We start from the raw sequence: 24,555 nt of genomic DNA, 5'->3' as shown, positions 1-24,555 counted from the left end.
AAGGAGTGGGACGCTATAATCGCTGCGTTTATTATCGGATGCGAGATCGGATTTTGGCTGTTTGTCCTGTCCGGTCTGCTGTTTCGTTATATTTTCCGGATGAAGAAGACAGGAGCCATCCTCCTGCTGTGTACGCCAATTGTCGATTTGATCCTGTTGTTCGCAACCGTTATTGACCTGCGAAACGGTCAGACCGCTTCCTTCATCCATGGCCTGGCGGCCATTTATATCGCCGTTTCCATCGTATTCGGACATCGGATGATCCAGTGGGCCGACGGTCAATTTGCTTATCGCTTTGTAGGCGGTCCGAAGCCGGAACCAAAGCACAAGCCGAAATACGGTCAGGCGCATGCACGGCATGAGCGTGTCACCTGGTTTCGTTATTTTACCGCTTATGTCATCGGCTGTGTGCTTCTGCTCGCTATGATATTTTTTATCGGTGATGCTGAACGGACTGACGCATTAATGGGGACCGTGAAGGTGTGGTCGATCATTACCGCCGTTGATTTCCTGTACAGCTTTAGTTTTACGCTATGGCCCCGGAAGGAAAAAAACAATTCGACGACGCTGTCCTAGCGTTCTTAGGCAACCGCCAGCTTCTTTTTTCATTGAGGAGGCTGGCGGTTTTTTCTTGTCATTTTGTTAAATGGACGCTCTGTTAAGGGACGGGCTTCTCATATACCGAGCTGCCCTCTGTCGGCCGGCAAATAAGCGGTTGCGCAGATCGGATTTACAGGATTAGGATAATAGAGCATGGTTCTATGAATGAATTCGGGGAGGCCGACTATTTTATGAAAATTTTGATGCTCCAGCCTAGGCTTGAAAATACACTATCGCAATTAAGGGAGACGTTGCATGACTATCCCGGCATTGATGCCGTTGTTTTTCCGGAGGGCTACTTGAATGAAAACGTAGAGGCAGCGCGAACGCTGGCTCGCCAGCACGGGGTCATACTAATCGGGGGATACCGGAAGCTTCAGGAGCGCCCCAAAGATCAAGCCATTATCGTGGGACGGTCAGGCGAGATCGTCATGGACCGGGTTAAATATAGTGATACAGCTTTTGTCAGCCAAGGTGGGCTTACAATTGGCATCGTCTTGTGCGATGAACTGGTTTTACAAGGCGTTAGAAGCGAAGAAGCTCCATCCCCTGATTTAATCGTCCATTGTATCGGCGTCGGCATGTTCAGTAAGGAACAGTTCGATGAATGGACCGCCGCAGCTCAGCAAATCGCCAGAACTTATCGCACCTGTATGATTGGCGTCAGCCATGCGGATGGATTTTATCGCGACAGTACGATTTCAATACCGATCGCATACGCTTTTGACCGGGAAGGCAACGTCATTTTCTTAGCCGAAAATGACACTCGCCCGAGGCTGTGGGATACCGTGAGTAATGAGGTCATTGCTTATGGGGAACTATAGAAGACTACAACGCTGTTCCTTTCTGCCGCCACAACCTAAACACCTTTTAACGAAGATGCTTTGTTAACTCTCCTCCGCCGACCTGTAAACACCTTTTAACGAACCCGCTTCGCTATATAGTGAAGTGAGTTTCGCTGTTCTGCCACATGTGCCTCCCCTGCTTTATCGCAGCGAACTAAACTTCGCTATTCATGAACCTAGGTTCGCCAATAGCGAAATTAGGTTCGTTGCAGCTCAACTTGCCTAGCAAAATCGCCACCACAGCGAAAACAGCTTCGCTAATTTGCGAAGCTGCTTCGTTATCTGGTTACTTGGCGCGGGGCGGGGTACGATGCTGTTTAAAGCTACTTGGAGTAGCAGCGAAATTTAGAGTTACTTAAGCAATCCGGTAGATGATACTTTGCAGCTCAAACGTAATTGATTAAAACACTGTTACTTTCCACTGCCAAACCTTAAACACAATTTAACGAACCTGCTTCGCTATATAGCGAAGCAAGTTGCGCTGTTCAGTCACTTGCGCCTCCCCTGCTTTATCGCAGCGAACTAAACTTCGCTATTCATGAACCTAGGTTCGCCAATAGCGAAATTAGGTTCGTTGTAGCTCAACTTGCCTAGAAGAATTGCCACTACAGCGAAAACAGCTTCGCTAATTTGCGAAGCTGCTTCGTTAAACTAGGTTACTTGGAGCGGGGTGGGGAATATTGCTGTTTATAGTTACTTAGAGTAGAACAGCGAGTTTACGGCTTAAGGTTACTTGATAGGGAACAGCAGAATCTGCTGTTTAGAGTTACATTTGCTGTCTAAGTTACTAGGAGCGGACAGCGAAGTTTGCTGTTTAGAGTTACAAGGGCTACGGTGGAAACCTCATCGGCCGCTCCCTTGCAGGGTGGCGCAAGCGCCGCCTCCGCTTTACCTTGTCTCGCGATGAAGCGTGACGCGCTTGAGGCGCGGGCTGTATTTGCGCAGCTCCAGACGCTCAGGCGTTGTGCGTTTGTTTTTCGTTGTTGTGTAGTTACGGTCACCGGTTTCGGTGCACGCAAGCGTTACGGTTACTCTCATAGCGGGGTCACCTCCTTATTGGATCGCATAAGCTTCGTCCGGCACGGTTGGGAACGGATCGGACAGCTTGCTCCAGTCACTGCCCATTTCGTCCTCATTCAACAGGCAATCATCGAGCGAAGCTTCGAGCTCCGGACGATTCAGTCCGATACCGATCAGCACGACCTTGTTCATCCGGTCACCGTACTCTGGATGCCATTGCTGCGCCAGGTCCTTCTCTTCCGACAGCAATTGAAGCTTTTCTTCTTCAGGCAGAGCATCCGCCCACAAGCCGGCAGGACCAAATTGAATAGAAGGACCCGCCTGGCTCAAGCTTTGCGCATGACGGCTGCGGGAAGCGAGCCACACGATCCCTTTGGCCCGGACGACATCCTCTGGCCACTGCTCCATCCATTTCATCAAACGCCCCGGATGGAATGGTTTAACCCGTTGATAGACAAAAGAAGAGATGCCGTACTCCTCCGTCTCCGGCTTATGCACTGGCGATTCAAGTTCTTTAATCCAGCCTGCCGAACGACTGGCCGCTTCAAAATCAAATAACCCCGTATTCAATATTTCCGATGGTGCTACCTGACCCTTTACCGTCCGAATCAGTTTGGCGCGAGGCTGAAGCGTACGCAACACGCCCTCAAGCTCTTCCAGTTCCTCCTCGCCGACCATATCGCACTTGTTCAGCAGCAGCACGTCGCAAAACTCAATCTGGTCGATCAGCAAATCGACGACTTCGCGCACATCATCCTCGCCAACCGCCTGGTTTCTGTCCAGCAGCGTCTCGCCCGAAGAATAATCATGCCAGAACCGGTACGCGTCTACGACGGTCACCATGCTATCGAGCCTGCACCATTGCGTAAGGTCGATGCCCTGCTCCTGATCAATATAGGTGAAGGTTTGGGCAACTGGCACCGGCTCGCCGATCCCCGTCGACTCGATTAGAATGTAATCGAAGCGGCCTTCCTTCGCCAGCCGTTCCACCTCGCGAAGCAGATCCTCCCTCAGCGTGCAGCAGATGCAGCCGTTCGACATCTCCACCAGCTTCTCATCAGTACGCGACAATCCGCCACCGTTCTTCACAAGCTCAGCGTCGATATTAACCTCGCTCAAATCGTTAACGATGACCGCTACCTTCATGCCATCCCGATTATGAAGCACATGGTTTAAAATCGTTGTTTTGCCGGCTCCCAAATAACCGCTTAATACGGTTACCGGAATTTTATTCGTTGTCATGTCAATGCCACCTCAATCTTCTTTTTATGTTCTACACCGATCAACAAAGCGTAATCATTACGATTATGTATCATAAAAAAATCCGACCATAAGGCCAGATACATAGCGCCCGTTTCTTTAATCGTAATTATTACGTTTAACAACAGTATACGTTCTCCATTCCCCTTTCGTCAAGCCGGATGACATCAGCTTTACTATTCACACTCACCGTTGCCGTGCAATTTATTGCAGCAGAACCTGACTCCCGGAAGGCGCTGCTGCGTTACTTGCAGGTAGTCGATCCCTCACCATGCAGCGCTATTATGTCAATGGATCAACTATCTTTTCACTCAATGTCGTAATATCATAGTATCAAAGTCATGAATTCGCACTAAAAATAAAGATTTAAATATGTTAGATTAAACATGTTGTCATATTTTTATAGTGATCATAACCATTTAATAATCGAACCTACGAGGAGTGAGCAAGTTATGCTTCGCATTGGAAAAATAAGCTATTGGCATGTCCATGCTTGGGATTATACGAAACAAGCCCAAGAGCACCCGGACACTGAAATCGTTGCCGTATGGGATGAGATCCCTGCCCGCGGAGAAGAGGCTGCTGCCAAACTGGACGTTCCCTTCTATACTGACCTGAATGAAATGCTCGGACGCGACGATATTGACGCGGTCATCGTAGACGCGCCAACCTCGATGCATGAAGAGGTTATGAAAGCCGCAGCAAAAGCCGGCAAACATATTTTCACCGAAAAAGTAATCGCAGCTACGCTGAAAGAAGTAAACGCTGTCTTAAACGAAGTGAAGGCAAACCAAGTGAAGCTGACCGTGTCGCTTCCGCGCTTGAATGACAGCTACACACTCGCGATCCGCGACGTGCTGACGCAAGGGCTGCTTGGACAAGTTACGCTCGTTCGCGCCCGTCTTTCACATAACGGGGCAACTGCCAACTGGCTGCCAGAGCATTTCTATAATTTGGAGCAATGCGGGGGCGGAGCGCTCATCGACCTCGGTTGCCACCCGATGTATTTGGCCAGACTGTTTCTGAATGAGCTTCCGGAGCAAGTATCGGCTCAATTCAGCTATGTAACCGGCAAAGAAGTGGAAGATAACGCTGCTGTGCTGCTGAAAACAGCTTCCGGAGCGGTTGGCATCGTCGAGGCGGGCTTCGTCAACGACCATTCGCCATTCACGATTGAAATACACGGCACCAAAGGCTCGCTGCTGTACGGAACTCCGCAAGACAAGCTGCTGCTTCGTTCTTCTGTTGCAACTGGAGATGCTGCCCAGCAATGGACGGAGATCCCGCTCCCTGCACGCCGGGAAAGCGCCTTTGACCAATGGGTCCGCCATATCCAAGAAGGCACGACGGCGGATGAGAATATCGCTCTGGCCGTTGATCTGACGAAGCTGATGGAAGCTGCAAATCTGGCAGCCAAGGAAAATCGCAACATCCGACTCGACGAGCTGGAAGGCTAATTCATATTTCCGGCATCGCACATGATGGATGGCTTAACGGACAGGAGGAGTCGACATGGCAAGCTTTCCTTACGAGGATATGAGAGAACGGCCGGATGCGCTGGAACGGCTGGATTTGCGGATCAAATGGGGTCCCTATGACATCCATGTGCTTCGCTTTCATCTGACGACGTTCCAGCCGGGGCGGGTCATCAGCTTTCATAAGCATGCGGAGTTCGAGCTGCACTACATCCCGCAAGGCAAAGGAAAGGTTATTCTTGTCGACCAGGAGTACCCGTTAAAATCCGGCATGTTCTACCTGACCGGTCCTGATATTATGCACTATCAGGAAGCGGACGCTGCCGAGGCGATGGAAGAGCTCTGCCTCCATGTCGATATTATTGAACGTACGGCGGAAGGCGGCGACGATTCCTCGTCTTACGATGACTGGGAAGCGGCCGAAGCCCGAGATTGCATCACCAAGCTGAAAGCGCTCCCGCTTTATCCGGCCAAAGATATTCATCAGGCGATGCCTTACTTTCTGCAGGCGTATCAAGCTTGCAGCGATAATTTTACCGGCAGCTATACGACGATTAAGCAATCGGTCATTCAGATTTTGCTTCGCTCCGTTCGGGCCTATGACGCCTCGAAGGAGCATAAGCATTTTCCGTTGCGGGATATGAAAGCGTACCGTTTCCGTCTGGCGATGGAGCATATTCACGCCAACTATGACGGTGCAATAACGCTAGAGGATGTTGCGGACCGGCTCAATTTGAGCACCCGCCATATCCAGCGCTTGTTCAAGGAGCTGCACGACGGTCAAACCTTCAGCCGGATTCTTGAAGATATAAGGCTAGAGGCCGTTTGCCGGGCGCTGCTCGAAACGAATCAATCCGTCGAACAGATCGCCAAAGGAACCGGCTTCACCGGCGGCAACTATCTCCATGCTGTTTTCCGCAAGAAGTTCGGGCTTACGCCAACGGAATACCGGAAACAGCATGAGCAGCAGCCGCTGACTATGAAATAAAAAATAACAACATCTTACAGGAGGTATTTTCCTATGTCTAAAGTTCACAAGCTTGCTATTATCGGCTGCGGCGGCATCGCCAACGGCAAACATTTGCCAAGCCTGAGCAAATTGAACAACGTTGAAATCGTCGCATTCTGCGACATCGTAGAAGAGCGTGCAACAGAAGCAGCTGCTAAATACGGTGCTGAAGGCGCTCGCGTCTATACCGATTACACTGAGCTGCTGAAGGATTCCTCCATCGAAGTCGTGCATGTATGTACACCAAACGACTCGCATGCTGACATCTCCATCGCCGCTCTTGAAGCAGGCAAGCATGTCATGAGTGAAAAGCCGATGGCCAAAACAGCCCATGATGCAAAACGGATGGTAGAAGCTGCAGAACGCACGGGCAAAAAGCTCACCGTTGGCTACAACAACCGTTTCCGCTCTGACAGCCTGCACCTGAAAGCTCTATGCGAATCCGGCGAGCTGGGCGACATTTATTTCGCGAAAGCGCATGCGATTCGCCGCCGCGCCGTACCAACTTGGGGTGTATTCCTCGACGAAGAAAAACAAGGCGGAGGCCCGCTGATCGATATCGGTACGCATGCGCTTGACCTGACGCTTTGGATGATGGACAACTACAAGCCGAAGGTTGTACTGGGTACTGCCTATCACAAGCTTTCGCAGCGCGAGAATGCCGCAAATGCTTGGGGCCCTTGGGACCCTGCGAAGTTTACAGTAGAGGACTCCGCTTTCGGCATGATCGTAATGGAAGACGGAGCAACAATCTCGCTGGAATCCAGCTGGGCGCTGAATACGCTTGAAGTTGACGAGGCGAAATGCTCCCTTTCCGGTACAGAAGGCGGAGCGGATATGAAAAACGGTCTGCGCATTAACGGAGAGAAGCATAGCCGTCTCTTCACGACTGATGTCGATCTGAGTGCTGGCGGCGTTGCCTTCTACGAGGGCAGCTCGGAGAACCCGGCTGATCTGGAAATGAAATTGTGGATCAAAGCGATTGAAGAAGATACGGAGCCAGTCGTTACACCGCAACAAGCTTTCGTTGTGTCGCAAATTCTTGAAGCAATCTACGAATCGGCGAAAACAGGCAAAGCCGTATATCTGTAAGATTAGCAAAATAAAAGCCGTTCCGGCAGGTCAGATTCCATGACCCGTTTCCGGAACGGCTTTTTCTTTAATGCATAATGCCTGTCAATTAAGTATTCATTATTTTTGCAGGATTTCCCCCAACGATGACATTGTCAGGCACATCCTTGGTTACAACCGCACCGGAGGCAATAACGGCATTATCGCCAATCGTAACACCCGGATTAATGATTGCTCTCCCGCCGATCCATACATCGTTTCCGATTGTAACCGGCCTGCCAAACTCCGCTCCAGAAGCCCGTACAACAGGGTCCAGAGGAAGGCTGGCCGTATAAATATGAACGCCCGGCGAGATCAAGCAATTATCGCCGATCCGAACCTCGCATACATCAATAATCACACAATCAAAATTGGCGTAAAAGCCATCGCCGACATGAATATTGTAGCCGTAATCGCAGCGGAAGGTCGGCTGTACATACAGCCTTGCTCCTGTTGAGCCAAACAGCTCTTTGAGCAGCGCCGTTCGACGGTCATTTTCCGACTCCAGCGATTGATTGTAGAGCCGCAGCAGTCTGCTGGCATTTTGCCGATCCAGCGCAAGCTGTGAATCGGAGGCATGATAGAGCTCGCCGCTCCTCATCTTTTCTTTTTCCGTTCTCGGTTCCATTTCTTCGCTTCCCCTCCGTTCCGTTCAAGCGAGCGGCCTAATATTCCGGCCTTTGCACTAGTTTTGTTCAAAAACCGTGCTGCTTAAACGTCGGTCAGAAGCACATCACCTCAATAATTCCGGCAAATCTATTCTTGCCGCTCAGCGATTCGCTCGTACAGGAAGTCGACGACATGTTTCACTTCCATTTGCTCCCCTGCACCGTGCTTCTCAACACCTGCTTTCATTTGCAGCAGGCAGCCGGGATTGCTGGTCAGCAAATAGCGGGCGCCGGTATCGTTGGCATGCTCCATTTTATGCTCCAAAATCTGCCCCGCCATCTCCGGATGCGTCAAGTTGTAAATACCGGCTGAGCCGCAGCAGCGGTCGGCTTCCTTCATTTCAATGAATGACACATTCGCCACCTGTCGCATCAGCTTCCTTGGCGCATCGCCGCTCTTCATGACATTGCGAAGATGGCAGGAATCCTGGTAGGTGATGCGGATTGGCCCGGTTGATGCATGCTCATCAGTCTCTTCAAATACCGGAAGGCGTCCCTGCTCTGCAAGCAGCCGGCTCACGTCAATCACACGGGAGGCGAACCATGCGGCAAGCTCGCGATATTCCGGATCTTCGCTCAGAAGGTGATCGTATTCCACCAGCAAAGCGCCGCAGCCTCCAGCATTAGAGACGATATAGGAAACATCCGCTGCTTTAAAAGCGTCCAGATTGGCCCGCGCCAGCGCTCGCGCCTGCTCCATCTCTCCGCTGTGGGCATGGAGCGCTCCGCAGCAGCCCTGCTCGCTTGGAATAACGACCTCAAAGCCTGCTTCGGCGAGCAGCTTCACTGTGTTCACGTTCGTCTCGGCGAACATCACATCCATAATACAGCCGCGGAACAACGCGACCGTAGCAATTTTCTCCCCTTTGGCCGGGTACAGCGTGCCCACTCGTTCAACGACGCCCTTGCCGGATGCATCGGGCAAAATCCGCTCCATATCCCGCATATGCGCAGGAAACAGCTTCATAAGGCCGCTTCCTCTAACGATGCTTCGCAGCCCGGATTTCTGATAAGCGGCAAGCGATCTTCCTACCCACTTCATCCGGCTTTGATGAGGAAATACGCCCTTGAATGCCAGCTTGCGAAGTCCTTTGACAGCTGCCGGATGCTCTGCATGATCCTCTATCGCATCCCTCGCTTGTTCGATCAGCTGACCGTATTTGACATCCGCCGGACAAGCCGGCTCACAAGCCCTGCAGCCAAGACAGTGATTCATCTGATCCTGAAACACCTGATCCGGGTCCATAAGGCCGTCCGCAACGGCTTTCATAAGGGCAATCCGTCCGCGCGGTGACTCCGGCTCCAGGCCGGTTTCCCGGAAAGTCGGGCAAGCAGGCAAACAGAAGCCGCATCGCATGCAATTGGTCAACTGGTCGTAATCCAGCTTAGCCAGCATCGTTCTGGCGAGCGGATTGGCATGCTCGATATTAGGCTTGCCCATTGGCGTTAGCGTTGCCATTGCATTTGCATGAGAGTCAGCCACGTTCGATCACCACCCTTTTTCTCGTTTCTTTTGCGAAAATTTTGCCCGGGTTCAGCAAGTGATGCGGATCAAACGCATTTTTGATCCCCTTCATTACTTCTAACCCTGCCGGCCCAACCTTCCATTCCAGAAAAGGGGCTTTAACAAGTCCTACGCCGTGCTCGCCTGTAATCGTCCCCCCGAACTCAATAGCCGCCTGGAATATATCCTCAAACGCCTGCTCAACCCGGTGAACCTCTTCCTTGTCTCTAGCGTCCGTCGTCGCCGTCGGATGGAGATTCCCGTCTCCCGCATGGCCAAAGGTGGCGATCGCAACATCATATTTGCGGGCAATCTCATTAATTCGCAGCACCATCTCGGCAATCCGAGATCGGGGAACGGTTGCATCCTCCAGCATCGTCGTCGGGCGAAGACGAGCCAGCGCAGTAAAGGCGCTTCGTCTTGCCGTCAGCAGCTTCTCCGCCTGTTCCCTGTTTTCAGCTACCTCAATCCGGTCGGCTTGCTCCAGCTCGCATATTTCCCGGATTTTCGCAATGTCTCGCTCCACCGTCTCGGAATCGCCATCCTGCTCGATCAGCAGAATCGCTTCCATATCCCGTGGAAGCCCCAGCTTGGCAAAATCATCAACGACGCGAATCGTCGGATTATCCATAAATTCCAGCGTAGCCGGAATGATCTTCCCCTCAATAATGCGGGAAACCGTTCTTGCCGCGCCATAAAGATCCTTATACATCGCCAGCATCGTCTTTTTGCTTGCCGGAGGCGGAACGAGCTTCAACGTCGCCTCGGTAATAATGGCAAGCGTACCTTCAGAACCAACGAGCAGCTTCGTCAAATCATAGCCGGCGACGTCCTTCATCAGCTTGCCGCCTGTGCGGATAATATCACCACTGGCAAGCACCGCTTCCAGCCCGATAACGTAGTCCTTCGTCGTACCATACTTCAAGCCGCGCAGCCCGCCGGAGCATTCTGCTATGTTGCCGCCGATCGTCGATATTTTCATACTGCTGGGATCAGGCGGATAGAAAAGGCCAAGTGACTCGACATGGGCGATAAACTCCCCCGTAATGATTCCCGGCTGCACGGTAGCCGTCAAATTTTCCATATCAATCTCCAAAATCCGGTTCATCCGGTGCATGACCATCACAACGCCTCCGGCTACAGGGACGGTGCCGCCGCACAGGTTGGAGCCTGAGCCTCGGGAAACGACCGGTACCCGATAAGCCGCCAGCGCTTTCATGATTTCTGAAACTTGCTCCGTGCTGCTCGGATAAATAACGCCGTCCGGCAGTGACTGCAGCATAGGCGTGCCGTCATAGGAATGGGAAATCCGCGCCTCCTGATCATCTCTATAATTGTTCTCGCCCACGATTTGCCGCAGCCGTTTCGTTAAAACCGCATCTATCATATGTAATCCCTCGCCCCCATAGCAGTCGAATAGTAGTCAGGTCATCTGATGACTTTTGACATCATTATATGCTATACTTTGGCTATTGTATAGATACCGAATTACATTTTCGCCCGGGAGGCTTTCCATTGAAAATTACTACCGCAAAAGGCCATGAGCTTGTGGCGGAGCATCTTCTCACACAAATTCGCGAAGGTGCGTGGCAGCCGGGTCAACGTCTCCCGTCCGTCGTCGAGCTTGCGGAATTATACGGTGTCGGCCGCTCCACCATTCGAGAAGCGGTCAGCGCGCTCAAAGCGACAGGCTGGCTGGATGTTCGCCATGGCGGCGGCACTTTCGTCAAAACAACCCTTCCCGCAGAAAGCGGAGACGGTTTATTTCAGAATGCCGACTCCCTTATCGAGCTGCTGGAGGTCCGCAAAGTGCTGGAGATCGGCGCTGTATCGTTAGCTGCCGACCGCCGCAGCGCACAGCACTTGGAGAGGCTTGAGGCGATTCTTCATGAGATGGAGCGCAGCCTTGAACAGCAGGACATCTCCGGCAGCGAAAGCGCCGATACCCAGTTCCATATGGCAATTGTGGCCGCTTCAGGCAACTCCTTGCTGATCCATATGATGGAGTCACTGTCGGAACGATTTGCGGGCTCCATCCGGCAAACGTGGGAGCTGTGGTTTTACAAGGAAAAGGCGACCGCTTCGCGTCTTCTTCATGAGCATCGGCAAATCTGCGCCGCTATTGCCAGCGGCGATAAGCAATTGGCCGAACAATTGGTCGACGAGCATCTATCGAAGGTGATTGAGGTGCTGCGGGAAGCGATGCCTCAGAACTAAAAAACGAGCTCAGCCTTCCGGCTTCATTGACCTGCTGGAAGGCTGAGCTCGTTTATCTTAAACCGACATAATCGAATCGATTGCCGGCCGCTTCTCTTACAAGCAAGCTTAACTCGCGGATCGCCAACGACTCTGCTTGGAAAGCATCCTGCAGCAGCCTTATTCGCAGCGCCGTGGATTCACTTGCGGACACACGCTCCATAAGACCGGCAAGCGCCCGGTAATGTACCGCCGCCTTCCCCGCTTCCCTCCACTCCTGCTGTACTTCAGCCATATAATCGGCTAAATCCCGCTTCGTCGCAGCCAGCCATTCCAGCGTAGTTGCAGCTCCGTCAGCATCGTAATCCCCGCTTGCCAGCGCATCAATAATCGCTTGGTAGACTTCGCCGCCGCAAGCGTATTCCTCACGAGGCAGCATCAGTTCGTGCTCCTCCCATTTGTAGACGGCTTGCAGGAAGGACTCCTTATAAACTGCTGCCGGATCGAGCTTCATTCCCTCTTCCAGCACTTGCAAATGATAGTAAGGAGGAGAACCATATTCATCGTATGGAAGCTCCTGAACATCATCATGGATGCCGTCTTTGTAATAAATACGCTTTGCTTCATCGTTATAACCACAGGCAACGACAAATCTGTCCCGCCAAAAGATAGCCGGAGTACCGCGGTCAATTGAAGCTTTAATTTGCCCGATCACATATTCACGGTAGAGCGGAAAGGTCCGTAAAAATGTAAACCCGGCATATTGCGATGAAGTTACGCCGATCAAGTCCGCCGCGAGAAAATTTTCCGCCATCCAATTGTAAGCGGTCGATGATTCGGGCTTTAACTGCCGGTGAACCGACTGCCGGAAGCCGAAGGCCGTCATGCCCGACAGCATCGCTTTGCTCCGCGTGAACCACCCTTGATGCTGCAGCACCGCATGAAAAGCGTCGATATACGACCGTGATTCTACTTTCATAGTGATAGGGCTCAAAAGCCGGTCCGACATCTACTCTCTCCCCCTTTATCTTGGAGCATGAGCGCCCCATCTCGGTAAAAATGTGCTGCTCTGGCGTGTCATTGTCGGCGCATATTTTGCGAATTTGTTCCATCGCCGCATGCTCAAGCGGCTCTGCCGCCGCCAAATATTCCGCTTCCACAGCAAAGCTGCGACTGCCGTTCTCCGCAGGTGCCAGCTCTGTCAGCTCCGCATATTTCGCATAAGCCGTCTTTAGTTCGGGGAGCAGTTCCATGGCAGCAGCCAAATAATCTCTAATTTCCCTTCTCGCATACCAATAGGTATCGATAATGTACCTGGCTCCGCCCTCATCGAAATCTCCGCTCTTCAACCCGTCCAGCAAATAAGTATAAGCAAGCTTGCCGGAGGCAATCTCCCGGTCAGGCAGCGTTTTGAACGGTGTGTCCCAATCCTCAATCGCTAGCCGCAGTGACCCCAGCACCATCGTCTCTGCCGGCACTTCAACCTTGTCCCCGATCCAGTGAACGCTCCAGAACGGAGTAAAATTAAGCCCAAAATTGTCATACAGCACAATCTGATCCTCGGAATTCCAGCCATCTTGTACATAAAAAATGCCATCCTCATCGTCATAACCGCGAATGACACCAAATTCCGGTATCCAGTAAATAACGCCGATGCCTCTATCCAGGGTTTCCTTCACGCCTTGCACAGCATCAAGCTGATATCTGCGAAAAGTCTCATGTCTAGTGCGGCCGCCGTCGGATTGGGTGAAAATAGCCAAGTTGTCGATCGCACGATGATGCTCGGTTCCAAATTGTCCGTAGGCCGACACCGACATCGGAAGCAGCTTTTTATGGACGCTAAATTTAAATGCCAGCCCGCTCAAGCCCGACAGCCACGTCTTGGAGCCCTCGAACAGCCCTGCTCCGGCCAGCACAGCGTAAAGACTGTCCGTGAAAGCCTTAGATTCCCGCTTCATCGGCATATGTTCCAAATAAACGCGTGTCATTCGTCTTCCTCCCCGTTTAATCGATTCATTATGCTGCCGCATCTCGCATGCAGCTTTTCCCGAAGCCATTTCGGAGCGAGCAGCGCACTCCAAGAGCTTGTCATTAAATGCCGGAGGAAGGCCTCCGTATCATAAAATTCGATTTCGTATAGATCGGACGAATTTGCAGCAGGTCTTGCTGTGAAGCCGCCCCAGGATGGGCCGGGCTGCTGCATTAGCTGTATTTTCGCCGTGAATGGCTGCTGGATGGGCCGCCAAGGTTCATCAATGGGATAGGCTTTTACCGGCATGACTCCGTTATTGCGTTTGGACTGCTCGGCGATCTCGATTTGTTCAATGGCGCCGAGGCGGAGCATCCGCTGCTTCTGATTCTGTTCGCAATAGGAGACGATGTAATCGATGTTGTAGCGGGATTCGAATTTGACCGGGAAAATGTGCAGCCGCTCACCCTCATATAGGATATCAACTGCCCGCTCTGTCTTCATCGCATCCGATAGGAGCAGAACGGTCTGCATCAGCTTCGGATTGAATTCAAATACAGGCAGCCTGTTGTGGCTGGAATCGTCCTCCGCATCCGTAAAGCGTTCCAGCAAATAAGCGACTCGATTCGCCGCATCCGCATTGTCGTAATCGTATTGCCGGTAACGGTGAATAAGGAACTGTAATATTCGCTTCTCGTCCTCCGTCATGTAGAGATGAGGGAGAATATACGTCTGTTCCTCGTACATATAGCCCCGATGCTTGGCGATATAAGCGAGCGGAGCCCTCAGCGTAATGTTCATATATTCAATATCGCGCTGCGCCTGACGCTTCGATATTTCAAACTTCTCCGCAAGCTGGCTGCTGTTCGGATAGCGGCTTTCCCTTATTTGCTGATCGAACCACTGGATCCGGTGCATATTGCTCAAATGCATTCCCCTCCGGAAAAATAGTACTTTTCCTTATTACACCATCTGAATGGAAAAATATGCAACCTCCCCATTAAAAAATCCGTTCCTCGGAACGGATTTTACGTACGCTCGGACTATGATCCCGTAACGGCGTCGATTCTGCTTTGAACCGCACCTTGGCATCTTTTACACACTTTTAGAACGGTTCCGTCTGTTTTCGAACGGGAATACAGCAGTTTGATTCGTGTCATATTGCAAACCGGGCAAGTGCCCCGCCCCCGCGAAGGCAGATTCCACAATACCCGTCCCCTTTTTGTTTTAGACATTCTCTAATGCTCCTTTGTTCATCGTTTTCACCTTGCGTTGTCTTACAGTCCCCATTATAGAAGAGGTGGTACGACATAAAATGTCGCATCACTAAAAAAGTTTTCAGACGTTATTTATGGTGAGGTGCTGTGCTGTTGTGCATGGATTTTGGACATTGAAAGTGAAGGATTAGGCTCTAATAATATTGTGAAGAGGCCTATCATTTGATAGCCTCATAAGTAGAGGAAACAAATATATACAGTGTGCTGCTATAGAGGTAAACACAGCGAGAGTTCTTTCATCTGCGGGCATGCGACGCCATATTTGGATATCTATTATCCATTCGAAATTATTGAGCAGCATGCGAAGGAGAGTCCATGAAGAAAATTCTAATCATCGGAATCGTCGCCAGCGGCAAGACGACATTGGCTAGACGGTTATCCGATACGTTGAACACCCCCTGGTATGAGCTCGACAGCATCGTTCATCATCAGACAGCAGACGGGCGACATAAACGGACGGCGGATGAGCAAGTGGCAGTTATTAAGGAGATTGACCGGAACGCAAATGGATGTTGGATTTTCGAAGGAACGGATCGCGAGTCGTATCAATGTTTATTGGAGATGGCCGATACGATCATCTTTCTAGATCCCCCCTTATGGAAGCGCCGCATTCGCATTTTCGTAAGATTTGTGAAGCAGAAGCTCGGCATTGAAGCCTGTCATTACACACCTGACCTCACCATGCTGCGAATGATGTACAAGTGGACTGCGGATTTTGAAGCAAACCGGGCAAGCTTCGAGGCTAAGCTCCAGCGGTATGGCGACAAGGTGGTTAGACATAGCGACAGTAGGAGCTTGGATTTCGTGCGTTAGCCGGAATGGCAGGCGAGTAGGCTAGGTCTTCGAGAAACTTAGTGACGGCTTTAAAACCCTGGCAGGGTCTTATCACGCCCTCCCCGGTGCTTTTTCGAGGGATAAGACCCTCTCAGGGTCTTATCTATTCTCTGGAGCTTATCTAGCCAGCTTTTTTCTACACGGTGGACGGCTTTAAGACCCTGACAGGGTCTTATCACGCCCTCCCCGGTGCTTTTTTCGAGGGATAAGACCCTTTCGGGGTCTTATCTCTTCTCTGGAGCATGTCCAGCGGGTAATTTTCTGCACGGTGGGCGGCTTTAAGACCCTGACAGGGTCTTATCACGCCCTCCCCGGTGCTTTTTTCAAGAGATAAGACCCTTTCGGGGTCTTATCCCTGCCCACATCGGATGTTTTAGCTATCATCCACTCATACCGCATAGCATCAAAATGTAAAACTGCATTTTGTTATCCACTTTTTAGTCGATTTTTTGCATCAAAATGCAAAGGTGCAGTTTGATTCGCCTAAAAAGCCTGTATAGAGAGAGATCATGCGATTTCAAATGTACTTTTACATTTTGAACGCGATTTTGGAGCTTTTGAGCCTCCTCAAACTGCACTTTTGCATTTTGTTTTTTTATATAGCACGAGGGAGCCATGTAGACGGGGGTGGCCATCACTTTCAGGATGGGTTTCGCTTTCAAGTTCGCTTTCAGGTTCGTTTTCAAGTTCGCTTTCAGGTTCGCTTTCCGACTGGCGCTGCCAGAATATGCTTCAACAGTCTGCAGCCTCCTTGTCAAATTCTTATCTCCTTTCCACCTGCGTGCTGTGCAGTTACCGCTCGGCCCTCTCTTCTTTTACTCGAACTAATTCCATCTGTCCAATTGCCGCCGCGAGCCATATCTTCTTTTCGCACGCATGCGCCAACATCTGGATTTGCCCGGTTGCCGCGCCAACCGAAACTGCTATAATGAATGAAAGACTAGAGGAGTACGGGGTGTAAGATGACTAAGCGATTGCCGAAATATGTGCAGTTGAAAAAGGAATTGCTTCAATGGGTGCAGACGGGCAAACTTCGTCCCGATGAGCAAATGCCGTCCGAGCATGAGATCACCCAATTGTTCCAGATGAGCCGTCAGACGGTAAGGCAAGCGCTGGGCGAATTGGAGACGGAAGGCGTGCTGTACCGTATCCAAGGAAAAGGAACATTCGTAGCGCATCCGTCATCCCCCGAGGATAAGTCCATTCGGGCTGTCGGCATGCTGACAACATATATTTCGGGCTATATTTTCCCGCATATCGTCCGCGGCGCGGAAAGCAAGCTCCGGGAACGGGGCTATCAGTTGCTGCTGTCCAGCACAGATAACGATAAAGAACGGGAACAGGAAAGCTTAAGCCTGCTCATCCAGCAGCCGTTAAGCGGACTCATTATCGAGCCTACGAAAAGCGCCCAGACTAATTTGAATCTCAATTTCTATTTGACCCTCTCGAACCTGAACATCCCTTACGTGATGATCAATGAGCGTTACTCTGAAATTCATTGTCCGGTCGTAAAAGTGGATGACGAGCTGGGCGGATTTCTCGCGGCGGAGCATTTGATCAAGCTGGGCCACCAGCGTATTGCCGGTTTTTTCAAAACCGATGACCTGCAGGGGGTTAACCGGTTGAAGGGCTTCATTCGCGCCCATCAGCAATACCGCATTGCGGTCAATCCGGAATGGCTCGTCCACTATGTGACGGAAGAGCTTCATACTCGTGTTCCTGCTGCTGCAAACCGGCTGCTGGAGGTTGATACCGCCGAGCGTCCAACCGCACTGGTCTGCTACAATGACGAGCTCGCAATGAAGCTGCAAGAGACACTCAAGCCATTGCATCTGAAGATGCCGGAGCATATTTCCGTAGTCGGTTTCGACGACTCCCCGATCGCGTCTGCGATGGGCTTAACGACCGTGTCCCACCCTAAGGCGGAGCTAGGAGAGAAAGCAGCCGAGCTGTTGCTTGACCTAATCGAGAAAAGATCAAAAGCGGAGGATTTCGTCTTCCAGCCCGAACTGATTATTCGAAGCTCCACAGCCGCTGTTGATTCACCAGTTTAACCCAAGCTCCACTTCAAAACGGCTTTGATGATTGCCATTCTGCTGAATAAGCAGCTTACAGGCAGCATCAAGGCCGTTTTTCATCACCCATAAAAAAAATATAGCCAACTTGTACGTACATGTTTATAATAAAATAAAAACTTGTACTTACTTTATACAGCATGAGGAGTGATAATCGTGCTTCAACAATTGAAACAAGACGTACTCCAAGCAAATTTGGATTTGCCGAAGTATGGGCTCGTCACCTTTACTTGGGGCAATGTTAGCGGCATCGACCGTGAACAAGGACTCGTCGTTATTAAGCCAAGCGGCGTTCCCTATGAAGAACTGACAGCGGATAAAATGGTTGTCGTCGATCTATTAGGCAATGTCGTGGACAGCCAATACCGGCCGTCATCGGATACAGCTACACATTTGGTTTTGTATCGTCATTTTCCGGGGATCGGCGGCATCGTCCATACGCATTCCCCTTGGGCTACAAGCTGGGCGCAGGCAGCCAAGGATATTCCGGCACTCGGTACGACGCATGCGGATTATTTTTTCGGCGATGTCCCTTGCACTAGAGCGATGACGGAAGCCGAAATTAAAGGCGAATATGAAAAAGAAACCGGACATGTCATCGTAGAGACGTTCCGTGACCGCAATCCGCTGCAAATTCCCGGCGTTCTCGTCCATAGCCACGCCCCTTTTACTTGGGGAAAAAACGCGCATGAAGCGGTTCATAACGCCGTCGTGCTGGAGGAAGTCGCCAAAATGGCTTCGCGCACGCATGCCATCAACCAAGAGACAGCCGCTATGCAGCAGACGCTGCTTGACCGTCATTTTCTGAGAAAACATGGTGCAAACGCTTACTACGGTCAGACTGCTGCCCTTAAGGAGGAATAAACGATGAATCGAAAATATGCAATTGGCGTCGACTACGGCACCCAATCCGGACGGGCGGTTCTCGTCGACTTGTCGAACGGTCATGAAGTGGCGGATCATGTAACCCCGTATGCCCATCATGTCATCGACGAGCGTCTGCCCCATTCCGGTGAAGCGCTTGAAGCCGATTGGGCGCTGCAGCATCCCCTCGACTATATCGAAGTGTTAACGACATCGATTCCCGAGGTGATGAAGCAATCCGGCATCGATCCGGCGGACGTTATCGGTATTGGTATCGATTTTACAGCTTGCACGATGCTTCCGATTACAGAACTTCACGAGCCGCTGTGCACATTGCCCGCCTACCAGGACAACCCGCACAGCTGGGTTAAGTTATGGAAGCATCATGCCGCCCAAGACGAAGCCAATCTTATCAATGAAATGGCCGCGAAGCGCGGTGAGAAATGGCTGGCCCGCTACGGTGGCAAAATCTCATCGGAATGGATGCTGGCGAAAATATGGCAAATACTGAATGAAGCTCCTGAAATCTATGAAGCTGCGGATCAATTTGTCGAAGCAACGGACTGGGTCATTTCTCAATTAACCGGACAAATAACGCGGAATAGCTGCACAGCCGGCTATAAAGCGATCTGGCATAAGCAGGACGGCTACCCGAGCGAGGCGTTCCTCGCTTCGCTTGATCCAAGACTTGAGAAGCTTGCCGATACGAAGCTCAGAGGCGACATCGTCCCGCTTGGCACAAAGGCTGGCGAGTTGAACGAAAAGCTAGCCGCTTTAACGGGACTCCGCCCAGGTATCGCCGTCGCTGTCGGCAATGTAGATGCTCACGCTGCTGTGCCTGCCGTTGGCGTCGTTACGCCAGGCAAGCTGGTTATGGCAATGGGAACTTCCATCTGCCATATGCTGCTCGGCGATGAGGAGAAAGAAGTCGAAGGCATGTGCGGCGTCGTAGAAGACGGCATCATTCCGGGCTTTTACGGCTATGAGGCGGGTCAATCGGCTGTTGGCGATATTTTCGAATGGTACGTGGATGAAGCGGTCCCCGCTTATGTGAAGGAAGAAGCGGCGCAAGCTGGTGTGAGCGTTCATGAATGGTTAGAGGGGAAAGCGGCGCTCCAGCAGCCGGGCCAATCAGGGCTTCTCGCCTTGGATTGGTGGAACGGCAACCGTTCCACTCTCGTCGACACCGATCTGACCGGGCTGTTGTTAGGCTGCACCCTGTTAACGAAGCCTGAAGAAATCTATCGCGCTTTATTAGAGTCTACGGCTTACGGCACCCGCAAAATCGTCGACGCCTTCCGTTCCAGTGGCGTAGCTGTCGACACGCTCTACGCCTGCGGCGGACTGCCGCAGAAGAACCGGCTGCTGATGCAAATTTATGCCGATGTCACCAATATGGAAATCAGAGTCGCCGATTCCAAGCACACTCCAGCTGTCGGAGCAGCCATGTTCGCGGCGGTAGCGGCGGGACCTGAAGCTGGCGGTTACGCCACTATTGTTGAAGCCGCGGAAAATATGGCCCGGGTACGCGAAGAAGCATTACGGCCAAATCCCGAACATGCGGCCGTCTACGAGGAGTTGTATCAGGAGTATGTGACGCTGCATGATTATTTTGGCCGCGGCGGCAATGATGTGATGAAACGGCTTAAAAATCTAAAAAAACATTACTAAGCCCGATGCGGAAAGAGGTTATCGGTATGCCGACGACTAGAGCCTATCAATTCTGGTTTGTAACCGGAAGCCAGCACTTATACGGTCCAGAAACATTGGAACAGGTCAACGCACATTCTACCGCGATCGCAGCGGGTATGAATGAGGACTCTTCTATTCCTTTCGAAATCGTGTTCAAACCCGTCGTGACGACGCCAGATGAAATCACCCGCGTCATGGCGGAAGCGAATACAGATGAACGATGCGCCGGCATTATTGCATGGATGCACACCTTCTCCCCGGCCAAAATGTGGATTGGAGGCCTGACCCGGCTGCAAAAGCCGCTCCTCCATCTGGCCACTCAGTTCAACCGGGATATCCCTTGGCAATCGATCAATATGGATTTTATGAACTTAAATCAAGCTGCGCATGGCGACCGCGAATTTGGATTTGTGAACACACGGCTCAGACTGCCCCGTAAGGTTGTTTTCGGCCATTGGCAAAGCCCGGAGGTGCGCAGCCGGATTAGCGATTGGATGGCAACGGCTATAGCCTGCCTCGAATGCCGCAGCCTCAAAGTAGCCCGATTCGGCGACAATATGCGAGGGGTAGCCGTTACGGAAGGCGATAAGGTCGAAGCATTGATCAAGCTGGGCTGGACGGTGGATGGCTACGGCATCGGCGATCTCGTTGAGCGGATGGAACGGATAGCGGACGAGGAAGTCGATACACTGATGGTTGTCTACGAGCAGCTATATGAAATTCCATCGCTGGCCGATGAAGCAGTTCGCGAATCGATTCGGTACCAGGCGAGGATCGAACTGGGGCTGAAGGCTTTTCTGGAGGAAGGCGGCTATGGCGCGTTTACGACGACGTTCGAGGATTTGCATGGGATGCAGCAGCTTCCCGGGCTAGCCGTTCAGCGTCTGATGGCACAAGGCTATGGCTTCGGCGGCGAAGGCGATTGGAAAACAGCAGCGCTGCTGCGCATGATGAAAATCATGTCCGGCAACGCCGGTACGTCTTTTATGGAGGACTACACCTACCATCTTGATCCGGACAATGAGCTCGTATTGGGGGCGCATATGCTGGAGATCTGTCCTACCATCGCAGACGTTGAAGCCGGCAAGCCTGCCATACAGGTGCATCCGCTCGGAATTGGAGACAAAGCTGATCCGGCTAGACTCGTATTCAATGGCCGGGCCGGCAGCGCGATAAATGCTTCGATTATCGATCTGGGCAACCGTTTCCGGCTGCTCGTCAATGAAGTCGAGGCCGTCTCGCCTAAAGCTGGACAAGCCATGCCCCATCTGCCTGTTGCCCGCGTATTATGGAAGGTCCAGCCTAGTATGAAGGATGGAATTGAATCATGGATTTTGGCAGGAGGCGCACATCACACTGTCTTTTCCTACTCGGTTACGACGGAGCAGCTCGCCGATTTTGCAGAATGGATGGGGATAGAGATTGTCGTCATCGATCAAAATACGGCAGCTCCTGCGCTTCGTCAGCAATTACGTCTATCGGACGCTGTTTGGCGGATGATGTAGTATTGTAAAGCAAGAGGCGATGGATCGATTCCATCGCCTCTTGTTATTTTACAGCAGCTGTCGGTTAAGTTAGGCTTGCAGCAGCTCTTGAATTTGGCGCTCCAGCACTTCACCATGTTGGAGGGCCTTATCCAGCGGCAAAGCCTCCGATTTGTTTTCATTCGTATGCCCGACATGCTCTTTCCAAGCAGCGCTTAACAAGCGATGGCGCTCGTAGACCAAAGGATAAATCGGCCATGTATCCGGCGCCTGCTCCACATCTTGCTTGAACAATTGGCGAAGCAGCGTCTGCGCAATGACCCAATGCCCGCCCGCATCAGGATGAATGCCGTCTCCATAGTGGTAGTCGGGGTTGCTGTTTTTTTGCTCCGCGATGTGCTGCAAGAGCGGCTCTCGAATGGCAATAACGGCGTCAACCGCCGCCGATTGAAGTCCAAGCACCCATTCTGCGTACCGCTCCAATACATCGTCATAACGGATAAAGGGCGTCATGTAGCTGTACTTTTCTTCCCCCTCGGGAAGAAGAGTTGCACCGCTTAGCGAAGGGGCATCAAAAGGCGGCGGTGTCATCACAATGACCTTGGAGCCCGTCGCACGTACAGCCTCAATCAAGCGGTGCATACCATCTTGATAGGCCGCAAACCGTTCCTCCGAAAACGGATAATAAATGCCGTCGTTCATGCCATAGCAAATAACCGTCCAATCCGGACGGCTTTCGCTCAGCGCCCTTTGCAGCCGTTCATGAATGCATGGGCGTGGAAACGGATGATCCGGCTCGCTTAGACCGGAAGCCGTCTCGCTGCTGACGCCCAAGTTAATGAACGTATAAGGCTGCTCGGTAAATTGCTCTCTAAAAAAAGCATCCAAATAAGAAATATAGGTGCCGTCGTCGGTAATGCTGTCCCCTAGAAATACAATTCTCTTCGCTGTATTTTCATTCATGATGGTTTACTCTGCTCCAATCGATTCAGTTTCTTGCTGACCGTTAAAAACGCGTTGAATAAATTCTGCAACAGGAGTTGGATCGTCAAGCGAATGCGGATGATGCGCCACACCCGGCTTTACGATTACCTCGATCTGTCCGCCGTTTGCCGCAAAGCGTTCAGCAAATGGATGCCCATTATCCATAAACGGCACATCCTCATCGGCATCACCGACTACGAGGATTACTGGTATTTGCAGAGCCGCTAGCTCGGCAGCGCGGTCGAGCGGGCTTTCGCGGAAGTCTGCAAACTGCTCCTCCGTGAGCTGGTAGCTTCGCTTGCATTCCTCCCATTCCTTTTTCCACTGATCCGTCCTGCCATTGCCGCCAGGCCAGCTCCGTAAATCCAGCACCGGCGCGTCCAGATACAGCGAAGAGACCGATTCCGGATACTTCAGGGCGTAGTTTACTGTGTATAGGCCTCCCCGGCTGAAGCCAAAAATAGACGGTTTATCCGCTAGCCCAAACTCTGAGCAGACATGCAGCTGGAACGGACGCATGAGTTCAATCGCCTCTGGCGAGCCATACATATCACTAACGTTGCAGTAGGCCAAATGCCAGCCTTGCTCCAGCAGCGCCATATCTACTTGGCTGAACGCATCAAAGAACTCGGCGCGCCATACCCACGGATTTCCTGGCGCCACCTCTTTAGGGGTAACAACCAGCGCCTCACGCCCGTTGACGGTAAAATCGTAACGCTCATATCCCTTCCAAATCCCTTTAACAGCAGACATGTATAATCTCCCCTTGTCGTTTGTACTCTGAAGCGCTAGCGAATGATCTAGCAAAACCATGTAAACGCTTTATACTCTTTTATCAATTCTTTGTTGGTGCGGACTCTCCTTCTTTATGCTCGCTATTATTTTCGCTCGCTGCGTGTAAGATACCGGGCTCGCTGCGCGTTTTGGTCCATGGTGCCGTTCTTGATTCCAACACCTCATCGCTTCTCGATGAATAATGGACAGAATCTGCAAAAAGTCCCCATGAACTCAAAACGCTCCGCTCACCCCACCAATCGCAAAAGGTCCAAACCAACTAATAGTCCAGCAGTCAGTCACGCTTACGTCTCAGACTCGTTCCCTGCGCGTTTTGGTCCATGGGGCCGTTCTTGATTCCAACACCTCATCGCTTCTCGATGAATAATGGATAGAATCTGCAAAAAGTCCCCCTGAACTCAAAACGCTCCGCTCTCCCCACCAATCGCAAAACGTCCAAACTAACTACATGTCGGTCATTCTGCTGCCTAACTCTCTAGAAAACTCGAATAACGAATCTAAATTCGCTCTTAGCGAAAAAGATTCGCTAGAAGCGATAAGTCAGCCATTCAAAATGTAAAAATACAGGTTGGAAGCCGAATTTTCGACGATTTGTGGCTTCAAAATGCAAATGTGCAGGTTGATCGGGCCAAAAGGGGCCGATCAACCCAAATTCTATGATTTCAAATGCACTTTTGCATTTTGAAGGTGATTTCAGGTAATTTGAGGCTTTTCAAAATGTATTTTTACATTTTGTTACTGTTAAACGTGTTGGCCCTTATCCATCGGGCGGTGATGGCGCCCTAGTTATGACGCTCTTCCATCATTTTTCGCGAAAGGGCTTAGTTACTGGAGGTGCTGCGGTGTTACTGGGGATGTTGGGTGCTGGTTTACTGGGATGTTGGGTGCTGGGGT

Annotated in this window: 22 protein-coding genes; 11 read left to right on the top strand and 11 right to left on the bottom strand. The window is 51.4% G+C overall.

Translation table 11 applies throughout. The features are described 5' to 3' along the window. The first annotated feature begins 15 nt into the window (after window positions 1–15). Complete coding sequence (locus tag IEX98_RS07800) at window positions 16–576, top strand: hypothetical protein (protein WP_188888550.1); 561 nt, start codon at window positions 16–18, stop codon at window positions 574–576. A gap of 215 nt (window positions 577–791) precedes the next feature. Further along, the gene (locus IEX98_RS07795) at window positions 792–1,424 is read left to right on the top strand and encodes a hypothetical protein (protein ID WP_188888353.1); all 633 of its coding nucleotides are present in this window, start codon (window positions 792–794) and stop codon (window positions 1,422–1,424) included. A 909-nt stretch (window positions 1,425–2,333) separates the two neighbouring features. Here the strand turns inward: IEX98_RS07795 and rpmG are convergent. Both rpmG and IEX98_RS07785 read right to left on the bottom strand, forming a co-directional pair. After that, complete coding sequence (gene rpmG / locus IEX98_RS07790) at window positions 2,334–2,483, bottom strand: 50S ribosomal protein L33 (protein ID WP_042166002.1); 150 nt, start codon at window positions 2,481–2,483, stop codon at window positions 2,334–2,336. A gap of 15 nt (window positions 2,484–2,498) precedes the next feature. Further along, complete coding sequence (locus IEX98_RS07785; protein WP_188888352.1) at window positions 2,499–3,707, bottom strand: GTP-binding protein; 1,209 nt, start codon at window positions 3,705–3,707, stop codon at window positions 2,499–2,501. 470 nt (window positions 3,708–4,177) lie between these two features. On the opposite strand from IEX98_RS07785, the gene IEX98_RS07780 reads away from it, so the two are divergent. Genes IEX98_RS07780 through IEX98_RS07770 form a run of 3 tightly spaced genes read left to right on the top strand, consistent with a single transcriptional unit; the run spans window position 4,178 to window position 7,301 of the window. Continuing rightward, window positions 4,178–5,182 carry a Gfo/Idh/MocA family protein gene (locus IEX98_RS07780; RefSeq protein WP_188888351.1) on the top strand — a complete coding sequence of 335 codons (1,005 nt, stop codon included), beginning with the start codon at window positions 4,178–4,180 and terminating at the stop codon, window positions 5,180–5,182. A 55-nt stretch (window positions 5,183–5,237) separates the two neighbouring features. Next, a complete protein-coding gene (locus tag IEX98_RS07775; RefSeq protein ID WP_188888350.1) occupies window positions 5,238–6,188 on the top strand; it encodes an AraC family transcriptional regulator in 951 nt (316 codons plus the stop codon). 33 nt (window positions 6,189–6,221) lie between these two features. Then, window positions 6,222–7,301, top strand: coding sequence for a Gfo/Idh/MocA family protein (locus IEX98_RS07770; RefSeq protein WP_188888349.1), 1,080 nt, complete (start codon window positions 6,222–6,224; stop codon window positions 7,299–7,301). Between the two features lie 88 nt (window positions 7,302–7,389). On the opposite strand, the gene IEX98_RS07765 is transcribed toward IEX98_RS07770, so the two are convergent. The 3 genes from IEX98_RS07765 to IEX98_RS07755 all read right to left on the bottom strand — a co-directional run bounded on the left by IEX98_RS07765 (window position 7,390) and on the right by IEX98_RS07755 (window position 10,878). Further along, the gene (locus IEX98_RS07765; protein ID WP_188888348.1) at window positions 7,390–7,947 is read right to left on the bottom strand and encodes a maltose acetyltransferase domain-containing protein; all 558 of its coding nucleotides are present in this window, start codon (window positions 7,945–7,947) and stop codon (window positions 7,390–7,392) included. 128 nt (window positions 7,948–8,075) lie between these two features. Then, the gene (locus IEX98_RS07760) at window positions 8,076–9,446 is read right to left on the bottom strand and encodes a (Fe-S)-binding protein (protein ID WP_188888549.1); all 1,371 of its coding nucleotides are present in this window, start codon (window positions 9,444–9,446) and stop codon (window positions 8,076–8,078) included. Between the two features lie 16 nt (window positions 9,447–9,462). Continuing rightward, the gene (locus IEX98_RS07755) at window positions 9,463–10,878 is read right to left on the bottom strand and encodes an FAD-binding oxidoreductase (RefSeq protein WP_188888347.1); all 1,416 of its coding nucleotides are present in this window, start codon (window positions 10,876–10,878) and stop codon (window positions 9,463–9,465) included. A 128-nt stretch (window positions 10,879–11,006) separates the two neighbouring features. On the opposite strand from IEX98_RS07755, the gene IEX98_RS07750 reads away from it, so the two are divergent. After that, window positions 11,007–11,708, top strand: a complete 702-nt coding sequence (locus tag IEX98_RS07750) for a FadR/GntR family transcriptional regulator (RefSeq protein ID WP_229692041.1) — start codon at window positions 11,007–11,009, stop codon at window positions 11,706–11,708. Between the two features lie 52 nt (window positions 11,709–11,760). On the opposite strand, the gene IEX98_RS07745 is transcribed toward IEX98_RS07750, so the two are convergent. The 4 genes from IEX98_RS07745 to IEX98_RS07730 form a co-directional block, all read right to left on the bottom strand. After that, window positions 11,761–12,474, bottom strand: a complete 714-nt coding sequence (locus IEX98_RS07745) for a hypothetical protein (RefSeq protein WP_188888345.1) — start codon at window positions 12,472–12,474, stop codon at window positions 11,761–11,763. Then, window positions 12,407–13,675: a hypothetical protein gene (locus IEX98_RS07740; RefSeq protein ID WP_188888344.1), complete on the bottom strand. Its 1,269-nt coding sequence runs from the start codon at window positions 13,673–13,675 to the stop codon at window positions 12,407–12,409. Before IEX98_RS07740 ends, IEX98_RS07745 begins: the two co-directional genes overlap by 68 nt. Continuing rightward, window positions 13,672–14,574 (bottom strand): helix-turn-helix transcriptional regulator, encoded by a 903-nt coding sequence (locus IEX98_RS07735; protein ID WP_229692057.1) that lies wholly within the window; start codon window positions 14,572–14,574, stop codon window positions 13,672–13,674. Before IEX98_RS07735 ends, IEX98_RS07740 begins: the two co-directional genes overlap by 4 nt. A 125-nt stretch (window positions 14,575–14,699) precedes the next feature. Then, a complete protein-coding gene (locus IEX98_RS07730; RefSeq protein ID WP_188888342.1) occupies window positions 14,700–14,891 on the bottom strand; it encodes a hypothetical protein in 192 nt (63 codons plus the stop codon). A gap of 357 nt (window positions 14,892–15,248) precedes the next feature. On the opposite strand from IEX98_RS07730, the gene IEX98_RS07725 reads away from it, so the two are divergent. The 5 genes from IEX98_RS07725 (at window position 15,249) to araA (ending at window position 21,903) form a co-directional block, all read left to right on the top strand. After that, entirely contained in the window at window positions 15,249–15,746 is a 498-nt protein-coding gene (locus IEX98_RS07725) for a hypothetical protein (RefSeq protein WP_188888341.1), read from the top strand. A 983-nt stretch (window positions 15,747–16,729) separates the two neighbouring features. Continuing rightward, on the top strand, window positions 16,730–17,821 hold the full coding sequence (locus IEX98_RS07720; RefSeq protein WP_188888340.1) for a GntR family transcriptional regulator: 1,092 nt from the start codon (window positions 16,730–16,732) through the stop codon (window positions 17,819–17,821). Window positions 17,822–17,998: 177 nt separating this feature from the next. Then, entirely contained in the window at window positions 17,999–18,706 is a 708-nt protein-coding gene (araD, locus tag IEX98_RS07715; protein WP_188888339.1) for an L-ribulose-5-phosphate 4-epimerase, read from the top strand. A gap of 3 nt (window positions 18,707–18,709) precedes the next feature. Next, window positions 18,710–20,377 carry a ribulokinase gene (locus IEX98_RS07710; RefSeq protein ID WP_188888338.1) on the top strand — a complete coding sequence of 556 codons (1,668 nt, stop codon included), beginning with the start codon at window positions 18,710–18,712 and terminating at the stop codon, window positions 20,375–20,377. 26 nt (window positions 20,378–20,403) lie between these two features. Continuing rightward, a complete protein-coding gene (gene araA, locus IEX98_RS07705; protein ID WP_188888337.1) occupies window positions 20,404–21,903 on the top strand; it encodes an L-arabinose isomerase in 1,500 nt (499 codons plus the stop codon). A 69-nt stretch (window positions 21,904–21,972) separates the two neighbouring features. Here araA and IEX98_RS07700 read toward each other — a convergent pair whose 3' ends face one another. Further along, window positions 21,973–22,845, bottom strand: coding sequence for an SGNH/GDSL hydrolase family protein (locus IEX98_RS07700; protein WP_188888336.1), 873 nt, complete (start codon window positions 22,843–22,845; stop codon window positions 21,973–21,975). Window positions 22,846–22,851: 6 nt separating this feature from the next. Continuing rightward, window positions 22,852–23,619 (bottom strand): alpha/beta fold hydrolase, encoded by a 768-nt coding sequence (locus tag IEX98_RS07695; protein ID WP_188888335.1) that lies wholly within the window; start codon window positions 23,617–23,619, stop codon window positions 22,852–22,854. Window positions 23,620–24,555: the final 936 nt, after the last annotated feature.

This window comes from Paenibacillus radicis (ex Gao et al. 2016) (assembly GCF_014641555.1).
Lineage (GTDB): Bacteria > Bacillota > Bacilli > Paenibacillales > Paenibacillaceae > Pristimantibacillus > Pristimantibacillus radicis.
Note: the sequence above shows the minus strand (reverse complement) of the source record. Positions and strands in the feature narration are given on the sequence as shown.